Annotated in this window: 13 protein-coding genes; 2 read left to right on the top strand and 11 right to left on the bottom strand. The window is 57.8% G+C overall.

Annotation, left to right across the window (positions count from 1 at the left end):
* Positions 1 to 3 precede the first annotated feature (3 nt).
* A complete protein-coding gene (locus ACNA0J_RS01595; protein WP_415815721.1) occupies positions 4 to 1,275 on the bottom strand; it encodes an ankyrin repeat domain-containing protein in 1,272 nt (423 codons plus the stop codon).
* A gap of 270 nt (positions 1,276 to 1,545) precedes the next feature.
* Here ACNA0J_RS01595 and ACNA0J_RS01590 point away from each other — a divergent pair, with 270 nt between their 5' ends.
* Entirely contained in the window at positions 1,546 to 2,460 is a 915-nt protein-coding gene (locus ACNA0J_RS01590) for a helix-turn-helix domain-containing protein (RefSeq protein ID WP_415815719.1), read from the top strand.
* A 174-nt stretch (positions 2,461 to 2,634) separates the two neighbouring features.
* Positions 2,635 to 3,612, top strand: a complete 978-nt coding sequence (locus ACNA0J_RS01585) for a tripartite tricarboxylate transporter substrate binding protein (RefSeq protein ID WP_415815717.1) — start codon at positions 2,635 to 2,637, stop codon at positions 3,610 to 3,612.
* 42 nt (positions 3,613 to 3,654) lie between these two features.
* On the opposite strand, the gene ACNA0J_RS01580 is transcribed toward ACNA0J_RS01585, so the two are convergent.
* The 10 genes from ACNA0J_RS01580 to ACNA0J_RS01535 all read right to left on the bottom strand — a co-directional run bounded on the left by ACNA0J_RS01580 (position 3,655) and on the right by ACNA0J_RS01535 (position 14,552).
* Complete coding sequence (locus tag ACNA0J_RS01580; RefSeq protein ID WP_415815715.1) at positions 3,655 to 5,028, bottom strand: MmgE/PrpD family protein; 1,374 nt, start codon at positions 5,026 to 5,028, stop codon at positions 3,655 to 3,657.
* Complete coding sequence (locus tag ACNA0J_RS01575; protein ID WP_415815713.1) at positions 5,025 to 6,443, bottom strand: FAD-dependent oxidoreductase; 1,419 nt, start codon at positions 6,441 to 6,443, stop codon at positions 5,025 to 5,027. The genes ACNA0J_RS01580 and ACNA0J_RS01575 overlap by 4 nt, the downstream gene beginning before the upstream one ends.
* Before the next feature lie 99 nt (positions 6,444 to 6,542).
* The gene (locus tag ACNA0J_RS01570; RefSeq protein ID WP_415815711.1) at positions 6,543 to 7,895 is read right to left on the bottom strand and encodes an MmgE/PrpD family protein; all 1,353 of its coding nucleotides are present in this window, start codon (positions 7,893 to 7,895) and stop codon (positions 6,543 to 6,545) included.
* Between the two features lie 56 nt (positions 7,896 to 7,951).
* Positions 7,952 to 8,647 (bottom strand): ABC transporter ATP-binding protein, encoded by a 696-nt coding sequence (locus ACNA0J_RS01565; RefSeq protein WP_415815709.1) that lies wholly within the window; start codon positions 8,645 to 8,647, stop codon positions 7,952 to 7,954.
* A 22-nt stretch (positions 8,648 to 8,669) separates the two neighbouring features.
* Positions 8,670 to 9,428 (bottom strand): ABC transporter ATP-binding protein, encoded by a 759-nt coding sequence (locus ACNA0J_RS01560; protein ID WP_415815707.1) that lies wholly within the window; start codon positions 9,426 to 9,428, stop codon positions 8,670 to 8,672.
* Entirely contained in the window at positions 9,421 to 10,296 is an 876-nt protein-coding gene (locus tag ACNA0J_RS01555; RefSeq protein ID WP_415815705.1) for a branched-chain amino acid ABC transporter permease, read from the bottom strand. The genes ACNA0J_RS01560 and ACNA0J_RS01555 overlap by 8 nt, the downstream gene beginning before the upstream one ends.
* Before the next feature lie 20 nt (positions 10,297 to 10,316).
* Positions 10,317 to 11,237 (bottom strand): branched-chain amino acid ABC transporter permease, encoded by a 921-nt coding sequence (locus tag ACNA0J_RS01550; protein WP_415815703.1) that lies wholly within the window; start codon positions 11,235 to 11,237, stop codon positions 10,317 to 10,319.
* A 59-nt stretch (positions 11,238 to 11,296) separates the two neighbouring features.
* Positions 11,297 to 12,460 (bottom strand): ABC transporter substrate-binding protein, encoded by a 1,164-nt coding sequence (locus ACNA0J_RS01545; protein ID WP_415815701.1) that lies wholly within the window; start codon positions 12,458 to 12,460, stop codon positions 11,297 to 11,299.
* 29 nt (positions 12,461 to 12,489) lie between these two features.
* On the bottom strand, positions 12,490 to 13,170 hold the full coding sequence (locus tag ACNA0J_RS01540; RefSeq protein ID WP_415815699.1) for an isochorismatase family protein: 681 nt from the start codon (positions 13,168 to 13,170) through the stop codon (positions 12,490 to 12,492).
* A complete protein-coding gene (locus ACNA0J_RS01535) occupies positions 13,167 to 14,552 on the bottom strand; it encodes a dihydroorotase (RefSeq protein ID WP_415815697.1) in 1,386 nt (461 codons plus the stop codon). The genes ACNA0J_RS01540 and ACNA0J_RS01535 overlap by 4 nt, the downstream gene beginning before the upstream one ends.
* Between the last annotated feature and the right edge of the window lie 2 nt (positions 14,553 to 14,554).

The following is a 14,554-nucleotide window of genomic DNA, read 5'->3' as shown; positions in this document are numbered from 1 at the left end:
GCACTAACCCGGCAGGGCAGCCATATCCTTGATATCGTTGCCAGCGCCCTTGTCCAACAAGAGCTTCACCATGCGCCGGTCCCCACGGCGCTGCGCCAGCGTCAGCACGGTGCCGTCGATGACGGTATAGGACAGACAGCTATTTGCGCCGTGCATGATCAACTCATTGACCATGTCATAGTTTTCATTCTCGACAGCATGAAACAACGGCGTTCGCCCACTGTGGTCGCGCGCATCTACCCACACACCTCGCTGCTTGAGCAGGAATCTCAGCCCATACAGATTATTGTGCTTCGCAGCGAGCGCCAGGGCAGAACATCCGTTGGAATCCGTTGCATGGATATCCGCCCCGCCTGCGATCAGGTGTTCGATAGCGATATCCGATTGCCCTTTTGCTGCCCGCAGCAGCGCCGAACATCCGTCGCGGTCTTTCAAATCGGTCCGGGCGTTCTGCCCGATCAAGAGATTCAAAATGGACGAATCGTAGGTCCGGTCTGCATAATCTGCAGCGCGCATCATGACCGTCAGGCCCGCGCGGTCTATGGCGTTGAGATCAATATCCCTTTGCTCACACAAGAGCCGGATCGCCCGGCGGCGCCCCAGTGCCACGGCCACGCTCAGTGCACATTCCCCCTCAGCATTTGCAGTATTGATGTTTGCCCGGCGAGCCACCAGCGACTCTACAACGTCGTAATGCCCTGCACGAATCGCCAGCACCAGAGCGGTGTCGCCGTTGTTGTCCTGTCTGTCGACGCCCACGGGCTGGGCACTATCGTCTGCGTATACTTCGTACCCCAACAGGACCTTGACTGCATCCACAAACCCGGACATGGCCGCCCACATCAAAGCGCTGTAGCCGGATTGATCCGTCGCATCCACGGACGCCTTGCCTGCCAACAACGTATGAATGGCCGCGACGTGGCCATGCCGCGCGGCACACATCAGCGGTGTCAGTCCATTTTCATCCCGGACATCCAGTGCCTCTGCCGGCAGAATATCGACCAAAGCACTCAATACCGCGCCACTGTCTGAGGCCGACGCTGCATGCACTGGGAAATACCTGGGCGCTCTCAGGCTGGCGATTAGTTTTTCGGTATCGTTCTTCGCAAATATGGCTCTCACACCGGATGCATCCTTGGCGTAGACGCACACCATGAGATGCGCCTGTACGCGCTCCATCTCGGCGTTGTCATCTGGGATCATCCCGATGCCCGACCGGGCAAACAGATCAGAGACGGAATCGGTGGCAGCGACAAAAGAATTAGCAATCATCATGAGTACCGGCCGTAAAGGTGTGTCACACGATCCGGATCGCGCAACATCTGGTTGAAATCATTGCAAATACCGGCATGAGTAACGATTCGACACGGTGAGTTCCCACTTCGAATCAAAAATTTCAAGTCAACCGGAGTGGTGATCTCCGTCACTATCGGGATATCCGCTTCCTCGGCACGCTGGGTCGCCCCAAGAACAAGGCCAGGGAAAATGCCCATGGCGTACAATTTTTGTTCTGTCCCTCTACCGATGACCTTTGAACCGCTCAGCATGAAAACGGCGCATGCCACAGAGACGGGTGCAATCGTCTCAGCCTCGGATTTCCCCACCTTCGAATCCACGGATTTCGCTGGCGAGGGATCGTTTTATTTTGATTTGGTGCGATTGCAGGATCAGCCAGGCATTCCACGGGGTTTTCCACATCGCCATACCTACTACCACATCCTGTGGATGTCCCGAGCGCAGGGCACGCACATGCTGGACTTTCAACACCTGGAAGTCCGTGACGGCGCCGTATTCTTCTTGACCCCTGGTCAGCTACACGCCTGGACCTCATCGGTTGCACCGCAAGGCTATGTGATGAATATCAGCACAGCCTTCTTCACGCACATGTTTCCGCGGGCGGACGATATCGCCAAGTTCCCGTTTTTTCACCCCACCAGCGGCAATCCCGTGCTCTATCTCACACGCGATCAGCACGATGACATGCTGCCCCTGCTCCAAGCGATGGAACAGGAACAACAAGGCAGGCAACCCGGCCGCTACGACGTCATACGATCGTACTTGCTGATCTTATTGACCCAGTTGCGCCGCGTGTATCCGATCGATGACCGCACACGTACTGCCGGTCCGAGCTACCCTCTGGTCAAGCGCTTTGCCTTATTAATCGAAACGCAATATCTGGCGTACAACAGTATTCAGCAATATGCCAACGCACTCTACGTCAGCGCCCGTCAGCTCAACGAAGCCACTAAACGCGCCACAGGACGCACGGCCAGCCAACTGATTCAGGATCGCATACTGCTGGAAGCCAAACGGCTGCTCAGCAATACCGAATCAGGCATTGCCGACATTGCGTTTCAGCTCAATTTCGAGGATCCCGCCTATTTCACGCGATTTTTCAAGAAACACACAGCAATGACGCCCGGCGAATTCCGCAAGGTCGATCTCAGCCTGCGCGCCTGAACGTTGCTGGAAACGGCTCTGCCCCGCATCAAACCACCCGCGCAGCACACCGGCCACAGGCGGGCCAAATACCTTCGCTGCGCCAAAAAGTACAACTCAAGCGCGTATCTGTCCTGACGGTTGTGTCCAGTCTCTGCGTACAGTTTCGGAAAACCGATAACTCAGGAGACATTCATGTCCAAGCTCCGCACACGCCTATGGCGTTCTCTGCTCTGCGCCGCCCCGCTCGCTTTGGCGTGCAACATCGCCACGGCCGCCTTTCCCGAACGCCCTGTCACGATCATCGTGCCGTTTGCCGCGGGCGGCGCCACCGATGTCATCGCCCGTACCGTCGCCCAAGCCATGGCCGGTAAATTGGGGCAGCCCGTTATCGTAGAAAATCGTGCAGGGGCTAACGGTAATATTGGCGCCGGAGCTGCCGCACGCGCCGACGCCGACGGCTACACGCTGCTCATGGCGACCTCCAGCCACGCCATCAATGCCACGCTGTACCGCAAACTCGATTACAGCCTGACCAAGGACTTCACGGGCCTGTCCAACCTCGCATCCGTGCCCTTGCTCCTCGTCGTCAATCCCCAAGTTCCTGCCCGTACGGCGGTAGAGCTATCCGCCTATATTCGAGACAACGGCAATCATATGGCGTACGCATCTGGGGGGACCGGCACAGCGGCCCATCTGGCGGGCGCCCAATTCAACTCACTTTCGCACGGGCAAGCCACTCATGTGCCCTACAAGGGGGGCGCTCCGGCATTGAATGACCTCATCGGAGGCCAGGTTCAGTTCATGTTCGCCAACCTGCCGGAGGTCCTGTCCCAGGTCCAGGGAGGCCGCCTGATCCCGATCGCCGTCACGGGCCAAAATCGACATACAGCCCTGCCGAACGTGCCTGCCTTTGCCGAAACGCAATTCACCGACATGCAGGCACGGTCCTGGTTCGGATTGTTCGTCCGCGCAAACACCCCCCCCGAAACGGTAGAACGTTTGTCCAAAGCGATTGCCGAAAGCGTCGCTACGCCCGCGGTGCAGACCAAGTTGAAAGAAATGGGCGCCGACCCGATTGGCAACCAACATGCCGAGTTTCAGCAATACGTCGAGCAAGACGTAGGACGCTGGAAGGCACTCGTGGAAGCCTCAGGCGCATCGGTCGAGTAACGCTCCGTTCAGGGTGGCGGGCCAGACCGCCACCCTGAACGCTCAAGCCGGTATCAAAGAAGGCAAAGCGTCGTCATTCAATAAAGCGTCCCACAATGTCCGGACTTGCAACGGCGGCATCACCGAACCTGCGTTGTTCAAGAATTTCTCTTGAATCTGCTCAACCGTGGCAGGCCGCTGCGCACTGCCGATCACTTGAGGGACACTCGCACGCAAGATCGCACCGTTCTCCAACGTGACGGACACATCCGCACCGAAACGCTCAGGGAAACCGCTCTCCTCCCAAGACGCAGCGCTGATGTGGGCGGCCAAATTCAGCGCTTGCTCATTCAACGGCCCCGTCGTCATGGCTCCAACATTGGTGGGCAGATTCAATAGCGCCAACGCCACACAATAAGGCAGACTGTATTTCGCATCATTGGTATCGCGTGGTGCTTGCTTTCTTTCCCAGGGCTGCGCAATCACCAATCCCGCACCAGCGGCCACCAGGCAATGCGCACCCACGATACGCAATCCCATCCCCGCGGCCTGTTCACGCAACTGGCCTGCGGCCTCGAGATAGGGATGAATGTAGTGGCAGCAGGGATGAAACTTGAATGCCGCCTCACGCAATGTCCAAACGTCCTCCAGACTGTCCAGCTCATTCGACAGACGGTCCCCCGCTGAGCGATCGTCGGCATAGGCTGCGTATATCCCGTGTTTGCCTTCCAATACAGACGCAGGTCCCGTCATACCCGACATAGCCAAGCTGGCTGCCCACACCCCAGCATGAGCGGCCCATCCGGGGTGCAAGGCCTTGACGTTAGACCCATCGCTCAAGAATTCAAAGATACCGCTGGCCTGACTGCCTGCTATCCCCGCCGCACGCGCGATCGTCTGCACATCGGCCCCTCGGGCAGCCGTTGCGAGTATCGCGGCGACGACAGCGCCGCCAACCGAGGTGACTTGAAATCCTCGCCGCTGAAACGCGCCTGCCGCCGCTTGTCCGACCCGGACGAGCAACTCCCACCCGACAACAGTCAAGCGCAACACTTCGGACAACGGCAGCCCTTGCTCCTGCGCCACTGCCAGAACCGGCGGCACAATCACTGCACTGCCATGCACAATCGAACGCATATGCGTGTCGTCATATTCGAGCGAGTGTATGGACGTACCGTTGAGCAGCGCTGCCGTGTCGGCATATACAGCGTCCTTGGCACCGAGTACCGTGGACTTTCCGCCACGCGGACACTGTGCCAACAGCTTTGCCATGAACTCGCGGTGCGATGGCACATTCGATGCTGCCAATCCCACCCCGATTGCATCCGCCACATGCAAACGCGCCAGCATCTGCACATCATGAGGAATAGCCTGCAGGGTCAGCAGGCGCGCAAATTGCGCCATACGCCAAGCGGCAGCAGTCGTTGCAGTACTCATGCAGATATCCCTGCTGCGCTGCGTCCAGCCAGATAGCCCAGGCCGATTGCGGTCAATAAGCCATTCCCCGAACAATACCCCTCGGCCCCTGCGCTGCCGCTGATACCGGCCGCTGCACCGCCCCCGGCATACAAGCCAGGAATGATCGAACCGTCCGCACGCAACACGCGGCCCATATCATCCACGGCCAAACCGCCTTGCGTATGAAACAACCCGGGCGTCACGCGGCAAATCCAGAGTTTTCCCGTCAGCGGCGCCATCCCGAAATGCCGACGTCCCTGCGGGTCTTTAGCACCACTGTCCTGCTGATTTTCTGCAGCCTGGTTGTAATCAGTCAGCGTGCGGGTCAGCGCAGCCTCTGGCAGGTTGAAAACCGCAGCCAGACCTTGCACAGTGTCGCTGCCTTTGACTCCATGGTGATCGACCAACTCTTGAAATTCTTCTTCTTTGCTGGCGAGCGCTTTGATTCGATCATCAAAGATCGCGTAGACAGGTCCGGCTTGCGCGAGCACGCGTTTTGCATAGCCCGAGTATCCTAAATCCTCATTGCCAAAGCGCTCGCCCGCCGCATTCACGAGAATGCCGCCCTTTTCGATCGTCGTCCACGACAATAGCGACCCATGCGGATACGCGACCGCTGCATACCCCTGGTAAGCCCGCATATTCGCCAACTGGGCGTCCAGCTGTTCCCCCCAGATCATGGCTTCACCTTCGCTGCCCAGTGCACCGAAATACTCGGCGCCCGCAATCTCGGTGCAGTATTTCTTGACGAGATCCCGATTGGCGGCAAAGCCGTTCGTGGCCAGAATCACATTGCGTGCACCGATTTTCGATGCCTCGATGCCGGGTCCCGTCACCGCTGCGCCGACCACTGTGCCAGATTCATCGACATACAGCGTGGACACTGCATTATTCACTGCCAGCGGAATATCGCGCGTTGACACGGCCGCCAACAAATCGTCCACCAGATCCTGCCCACGGCGCGACACCGGCGCATGCAAACGCGGAACGGAGTGACCCACATGGCAGTAATCTGTGATCAGTGCCATACGCGCACCCACAACATCCACCAGCCATTCACACAAGCCGGCAGAAATGCCGGCCATACGGCGCGTCAACGCGGGCAGCTCGCTATGACCGGCGGTGCGCTCCAGATCAGCCACCATGCGCTCGGCCGAATCCTCAATCCCCGCCTCTCGCTGAAAGCGGCTTCCGGCTCCTGGCACCGATCCCGTACTCAACGACGAATTGCCACCCGGCCGTTCGCGTTTTTCCAGGATGGCCACGCTCGCGCCGGCGTCATGCGCGGCAATGGCCGCCGCCAAGCCGCATCCACCAGCACCGACCACCAACACATCGACTTCCATATCCCATGCCAAATCGGGATGAGATTTTTCAATGACAGCGTGAATCACCTGCGTTCTTCCTCTAAATTTCCGGCCATCACCGGTACGGCTTATCGATACGCGCTCGCTTAATGAGCCGCGCGTGGAAGGCGAGCCAAACGGCGGCAGCTACGCCGCCGTCAGAGCCTGCATCCAATCACTCCACGAACACTGCAAATCCAGTGTTTCCGTGCGTCCACTTGAGGAGCCACCGGCCAAGCTCACCAATGCCTGCAACGTCGACATCGCGTGCGGCGTATGCCGATCGCATAGCGAGCGGATTTTGTCCCAGACATCCTGCGACGCCAGCGGGAGGTCCGGACCTCCACGTGCGCTCCAGCATGTCTCAGTCATCTGCCCATCAGGCGTGGTCAGCGTCACGGTCGCTGGGCGATCCTGTGGCCAATCCCGCACGTCCGCAAACGGTTCCAGGACCACCTTGTTACGCAACCGCGCAATGCGAGGATCGGACAACGATGCGTTGTCAAAAGCCTTTGCCCCGCCATGTCCGTGCACCAGCGCCGCAGCTACGGCATGTGGTACGGAAAACTTGGCTCCTAATGTGGTACTGGGTGAACGGTTGTCCAACGGATAGGCCAAGGGATGCGCATGCACCCGAATTTCACTGACCTGCTCTCCGCCTAACAACGACGCATCACGCGACAACAGCGCCTGCACCGCCTCGATTGCCGAATGCGCATACTGGCAGCAGGCGTTGATCTTTTGATAGCCGGATGCAACCGCCCATTCATCCTCATCCGTCAAAGCCGGCACGTTTGTGCTGCCACCCAACGCGGTAACGTACACGTCATACGGCGTCGACGCCCATCCTCCAATGCCGGCTTGTGCCTGCTCAACCGCCAGGATACCCATGGCAGCCCCCTGCGCCGCCCACGTATTTCGCACCAATACGCCCTGCAGCGCTTGATTGAAAGGCCCGGCCATTCCCATCGCACAAGCACCTGCCACAGCGCTGAGCGCCTCGTCAACAGGCAAGCGCCGCAGTATGGCGATACCCGCCGCGGCCCCTACCGGAGCCAACAACGCATGCGGATGAATCCGCATAGGTACAAAACTCCATGCTCGCGCAATCCGAGTCACCAGTTCGTATCCCAGCGTCAACGCCCGTAACACATCCTGCGCTACCGCGCCCTCTTGCTCGGCCACGGCCATCAGAGCGGGCAGCACATACAAGCCGCCATGGCAAACCGCCTTGCGGTAGCCTTCGTCCAACTCGTTCCAACCCATCGCCAATGCATTCTGGGTAGCCGCCGCATGGACGCTGACACGCTTGCCATGCGGCACAAGCAGTGATGCAGGACCGCCCTGCTCCCGCGCCAAGACCGCATTGCGAGCCTTTTCGATCTGCGGTTCTTCCAGTGCGCTGAATGCGGCCGAGACGTTATCCGCGACGATCATGGCTGCGCGCTGGCGCACCATGTCGGATAGGTCTCGCCACTCCACTGAGACAACACGTCTCACACACGCTTCAAAGCCCTCCGCAGCCTGCTGCCGTGCATCAGCGGGTACTGTTGGATTCAGAACAGGTCCCACAAGCTCTCCTGGCTCAATAAATCGGCGCTTTTCCCGTCGTAGATAATCCGCCCGGACTTGATCACAATGGCCCGGTCGACGTTCTGCAAGGTCGCCTGAACGTTCTGCTCGACGATGACGATGGTTGTCTTGCGACTGCGGTTGATCTCGCTGACACTGGCCAACACATCCCGCACAATCACTGGTGCCAAACCGATTGTGGGCTCGTCCAGCAACAAGATCGACGGTTGCGTCATCAGCGCCATACCCAGCGCCAGCATTTGCTGCTGTCCGCCGCTCAACGACCCTGCGATCTGCTCGCTACGCTCTGCCAACAATGGAAATAACGCATACACCTCGTCAAATGCCTGCTTGCGAGCATCCGGCTCATGGCGCATGCCGGCAATTTTCAGATTCTGCTGCACCTGCAGATCCCGGAAAACATTGTGACCCTGCGGCACAAAGGCCATGCCATAGCTGACATTCACATGCACTTCATTGGTCCGGATCGCGTTCCCGCGGTATTGCACATTTCCCTGCATATGTTCCAGATCACCCATGCAGGCGCGCAGCAATGTCGTCTTACCCGCTCCGTTGTGGCCAAAAATGCCGACCCGCTGACCTTCGGGCACCTGAATACTCAGGTCGTGCAACACATGCAGTTTGCCGTAGTGCACATTCAGATCTTTCAATTCCAGCATTCGATATCCCCAAGCGCGGCCATCATTGGCCGAAGTACAGTTCGGCCAATGTCTTGCTTTCGAGCAGGGTCGCCACATCGCCACGCTCCAGGATTTTTCCCTGTGCCATGAACACGGCGCTATTGCATAGATCCTTGATGAACGAGACATTGTGTTCCACAACACACACCGCACGTCCTGAGGCGGCTTCCTCACGCACAATCTCGCGCATCGTCTCGTAGGCAGCACCTTCCACACCAGCCATCGGCTCATCGAGCAGCAACAATGGTCCCTGGCTCATCAATGCGCGTGCCAACCCCACGAGTTTCTGCTGGCCAAATGTGATGTCATTGACGCTCACGTCAGCCATGGCGGATAACTTCATACGCTGCAGGATATGCATGGCGCGCTCTTTCGCTTGCTGCTCGGCACGCCGCACCGATGGCCCCGCCGTGAGCAACCGCCACAGCGACTCCCCAGGATAATCAGTTGGCGCAACCAACAGGTTTTCCAGCACGCTCAACGAACCAAACAGACGCATGTGCTGCCAAGTACGTGCCACACCGGCCCGGGCTCGCGCATACAGAGGCAGCCCGGACAACGATTTCCCATCCAGCATCATCGAGCCGCTGTCGGCCGGAAACACCCCGGATATCAAGTTGAAAAGTGAAGTCTTTCCTGCTCCATTCGGTCCGATCAGACCCAGGATTTCACCTGCCTTGAGTTCCAACGTGATGTGGTCCGCCACCACCACCCCGCCGAAACGCTTGCATACTCCATTCAGACTGAGTACGTTACTCATGGCTACCCTCGGCTGAAAGACGTTTGCTCGCAGGCACTAATCCCTGAGGTCTCAGGAACAGGAACAGAATCACCAACGAAGTAAAGATCACCCCTTGCAGCGGCCCCATGATGGCCGATGGCAAATTCAGGAACGTGATCGCCTCAGGCAGCAAGAGCAGCAACACCGCCCCCACCACCGGCCCATATACCGAGCCCATACCGCCTACCACCACCATCGTCAGAATCATGGCCGACTGCAAGATCTGAAACTGATCTGGCGTCAGGTATTGGTAATAGTAGGCATAGAGTCCGCCCGCGACCCCCGCGATACCGGAGCCCACCGCGAAAATGGCGATCTTGATATTCATGGCATTGCGACCCAATGCCAGAAAAGCCAACTCATCATCGCGCATGGCCTGAATCGCCCTGCCATAGGGGCCTCGCACCAACGCCCGTAAAGCCACTACCACAACCACAGAAACCCCTAGCGTAATGGCCGCGAACACCAAGCTGCGATTCTCCTGCACAACGTTGGGAATCCCGCCCAACCCACTGGCCCCACCGACAAAATCCAGGTTCTTGATGATCTCCAGCAGTCCCAGCTGAAATCCGATGCTGGTAATCAGCAAATAGTCTCCTGATATGCGCAACGAAGGCAGCGACAACATGAACGAGGCCAGCATTGCCACGACAAATCCCGCAGCAATGCTCAGCACCGGATGCAAACCGAACTGCGTGCTCAGCACGCCGACCGTATAGGCTCCCAGCGCGAAAAAAATCGGATGCGCAATGCTGATCAATCCGCCAAAACCGATGATCAGATTAAAGCTGGATGCCAGAACGATATACAGCCCGATCAGAACCAATAACGATGCAACATATTCCATGTATGACTCCGATCCGTGTCTCAGGCGCCAGATGCCGCGGACTTGGCCGCCGGCTTTCTGCGCATCAAACCTGTCAACTGCACCCCCTTCGGGAAAAACAGGATGGTGATAAAAAGCAGCGCGTACAGGATCAGGCTCTGCCACGCCGACGGGATGACCAGAATACTGAACGCACGCAGCAGCCCCAGGAATACCGCAGCAATCGCCGCGCCGAATACATTTCCCATCCCGCCCAACAATGCCGCGATCACCGCGAACAACATCATCTCCAGAGGCGTATTGGGCACCATGGAGGCTCGCGTACCAAACAAGTACATCCCTGCCGCGATCAAAATGGCGGCTAGCACAAAGGTCAACGCATAGACCTTACGCACATTGACCCCATAGAGACGGCTCAGATGCGGATTGTCTGCTGCTGCGATCATGTACTGTCCGTGGCGAGTCCGCCTCATGACGAAGAACAGCATCGACATCAAGACCACGGTTGCCGCAATAGCCTTCAAATCCCATTCACTGACGACCACACCGTCCACAATATAAGAAGTCGACATGATGCTCGCGGCGAGCGACACCGGCTCCGTGCCGGCAATCATCGCCAGCACATACTGCACCAGCTCGGAGATCACCAACGTGAAAATAAAGAACGTCAACGGCGGCGAATGACGACGGCGAAAAGTCTGTAGCCCGAATATCTCCATCGCCAACGCGGCAACAATCGCGGCACCGGCGCCCAGCGCCAGCGCCGCATAGGCGGGCCACCCCAACTTCTGAATGGCCCAGTACATCGTGTAGTACGCGATCCCCATCATGCCGGCCTGGGCGAAGTTCCATACCTTCACCACTTTCAGCACCAATGCAAACGCTGCTGCCAGCAGCACCGCATAGGTTGAATTGGCCAGGCCGGTCCAGAAAATCTGCAATAAGGTCTGGAAGTCCAGCATTCCTGCTCCTAGCAAGGCGGCCCGCGCCGCCCTTTTTTATCGACGCAGTTCCTATCCGCTTACTCGACGGTCGCCACGGGCGCGAACGCGCCGTTTTTGACTTCGAATAGATAAACGGGCTTCTTCACTCTATGGTCAGCGCTGACCTGCAGCTTCCCGGTCATGGGCAAGTCAAAGTTCGCGACCTCTACCAAAGCTTCGCGCATATTGGCGCCCGTCAACGGCTTGCCGTTTTTCAGCAGATGACCGTACAGATCGGCGATCAAATAAGGCATGTCATACAGATACTGGGTGTACGGCAGACCATTGGGAATGCGCCCCTCCGTTTTCTTCCAGCGCTCAACAAACTCGGCAATACGCGGATTCTGTTCAGCCGACGGCGCCAGAGCAGATACCATCAAGCCCTCGGCAGCAGCGCCTAATTGCTGAATGACTTTGGGGTTATAGCCGGCGGAGTACGTCGAGATGGGCTGCTTGATCCCCAACTGACGAATCTGCGCGATCACTTGCGGCAGATCAGAGACCAGGCCTTGGATATGAATGATGTCCGGATTAGAGGTCCGGACCTTCAACAAGGCCCCGGTGTAGTCGGTCGATTGTGCGTCATATGCCTCGTACGCGACTACTTTTCCGCCCAGCGATTCAAAGGCATCGCGGTAAATTTTCGCGCCCTCTACGCCACTATCGTTGTGAATGTACAGTACCGCGGCTCGTTCTTTTTTCAACGTTTCGCGTGCATAGCGGGCCTGTGCCACCACGTCCACATCGGCCAGCGGATAGGTCGTGTAAACGTAGTCACCCAGCTTGGCGATCTCGGGCGAATTCGCTCCCACGCTCAATCCCAGCACCTGACTGCGATTGGCAATGGGCGCCACGGCTTTGACAACAGCGCTCCACGCCGTGCCAAACACGGGCACCTTGTCCACATTCACCAGACGGTTCACCGCATTGATGCCCAATCGAGGATCCGCTTGCGTATCCAGCAAGATCATCTCCAGAGGATGGCCGTCGACACCTCCCTTCGCATTGATGTCCTGCACCGCCCATTGCGCGGCCTTCGCTTGATCCGCGCCAAACAGCGCTTGCGAGCCCGTCAGAGGCATTGCCAGGCCAAACTTCAACGGTTCTTTATTTGCCGCTTGCGCCCAACCCATACCAGCCCAACCTAAACATGTCGCGGTCAAGGCAAGTCCAGCAACGATCTTCCTGCGTGCGTATTTCATGTCATTCCCCTTGGGAGAGTGCAGGCGGTTCAACCGCCGATTGTGTTCAGCTTTTCAATGACCGCTGCCGTCGTACCGACATCGGCGTACTTTTCAGACATATCAAACAGATTCACGGCATGTGACACCTGACTGCGGTCATACACCGCATCCTCAGGAACGATCACTTTGAAATTCAACGAAAACGCATCCACCACACTGCCTCGCACACAGCCGCTGGTCGTGCAGCCCGTCACGATCAAGGTATCCGCCTGCAGATCGATCAAATGACTGGCCAGCGCGGTGCCAAAGAAGGCGCTGGGATGTTTTTTCGGCAACAGCACATCGCCTTCGCGGGGCGCCACCTCTTTCACAAACTCGTATCCATGCGCCGGGATATTCATGATCGCAGGGACTTTCTCGGCCAGACGACCACCATCCGTAGCCTTCTTCGGCGCGACGTGCGGATACAAAACAGGCCAATTTTTTTCGCGAAAGGCCGCCAGCAGCTTCTGAATATTCGCGACCGCTTTCCAACCCACCTCACCACAGCTAGTGGGGAATTCCTTGATCGAATCCCAGAAAGGCTGCGGCGTTGTCCCCACAGTGCGGTACTGCACGTCGATAATCAATAACGCTGGGCGCACGCCGATGCCAGATGGCCGCCCAAAACCCGCTGCCCGATAGGCACGCTGTTCCTCGTCACTGATAATGTTGTCCCACGGTTTCATTGCGACTTCCCTTGATTCGATTTCAATGTGCGCATCAGATACTGGCCATAGCCTGGTTTCCCGACGATTTTTCCGTCTTGCATCACCGTCTCGCCACGCACGATCGTGCGCACCGGCCAACCCTTCAGGTCCCAGCCGTCATATAGGCTGTAATCCGAATAAGACCCCAACTCCTCTGCCTTGACCGTGCGAACCTTATTCAAATCGACCAAGGTCAAATCCGCATGCGCACCAATCTGCAACGAGCCCTTGTCCGGATCCAGGTTGAAAATCTCGGCGGGGCGCTGTGTCAACAGCGCCGCAATACGCGCCAGGCTGAGCCGGCCCTTGTGATACCCCTCCGATAACAGCACCGGCAGAATCGTGGCCGTTCCGGGGAACCCCTGCGACGCCAACCAGAGCGGACGTTCCTTGGTCGACTTTTTTCGAGGCACATGATCGGACGCCACCACATCGATGCTGCCGTCGTTTAGCCCTTCCCACATCGCCTGCACGTCATCACTCGAGCGAAACGGAGGATTCGCCTTGCCCAATGGCCCGATATCGGCATTCTCATCATGCGTCAGATAATGCGGGCACGTCTCGACATAGACATGCTCATAGCGCTGGCGCCACTTGCGCACTTCGTCCAACGCCATACGCGTACTCAAATGGGGGATGTAGATGCGGGCATTCAAATGCTCGGCAAACATCATCGCCCGCACACAGTTCTCCGCCTCGGTAAACGCGGGTTTGGAGGCCGACCAGTCTTTAAGCGTGTCGCGCCCTTCCGCCTGGAACCGTTTGCGCAAGCGATTCACAATCTCGATGTTCTCGGTATGGCACACGACCTTGACATCGCCCAATCGCGCGGCCTGAGCCAGCAGATCATAAAAATAGCCGTCGTCAGTACCATCCAGGCCGAGATAACGTCCCTCTTCCCCCTTGAAATTCATGAAGTACTTGAAAGACGTCACACCATATTTGTTTACATACTCCGCCAGCTCCCGGACATGCATTTCATTGGCGACACTGAAATGGAATCCATAATCAACGTGAGCACGGGTGCGGGCATATTCCTGCTCGCGCCGATAGACGTCCGTGTAATCCTCGTTATTCAGAAAATAGCCCAGCACCGTCGTAAACCCACCCTGCGCGGCATAGATCGTCTCGGTTTCGTATTCGGTAATTTTTTCGCCAAAGCCGAAATGGATATGCGCATCGATCAAACCAGGAAAAACATGCAAGCCCTGTGCGGAAACTTCTGGCACGCCCGACCCGACAGGGGTGCCCGGCACCAGATGTGCAGCAATACGGCCGCCTTGAATCAACAGGTCCAAGGGGCGCTCGCCATGCTGCGCATCGACGACGATGCCACCCCGCAAGACGAAATCATGGGACATCA

The sequence above is a fragment of the Bordetella tumbae genome, from assembly GCF_965139195.1.
In the GTDB taxonomy this organism is placed as follows: Bacteria; Pseudomonadota; Gammaproteobacteria; order Burkholderiales; family Burkholderiaceae_B; genus Bordetella_A; species Bordetella_A tumbae.
This window is presented reverse-complemented; position numbering and strand designations above follow the sequence as displayed.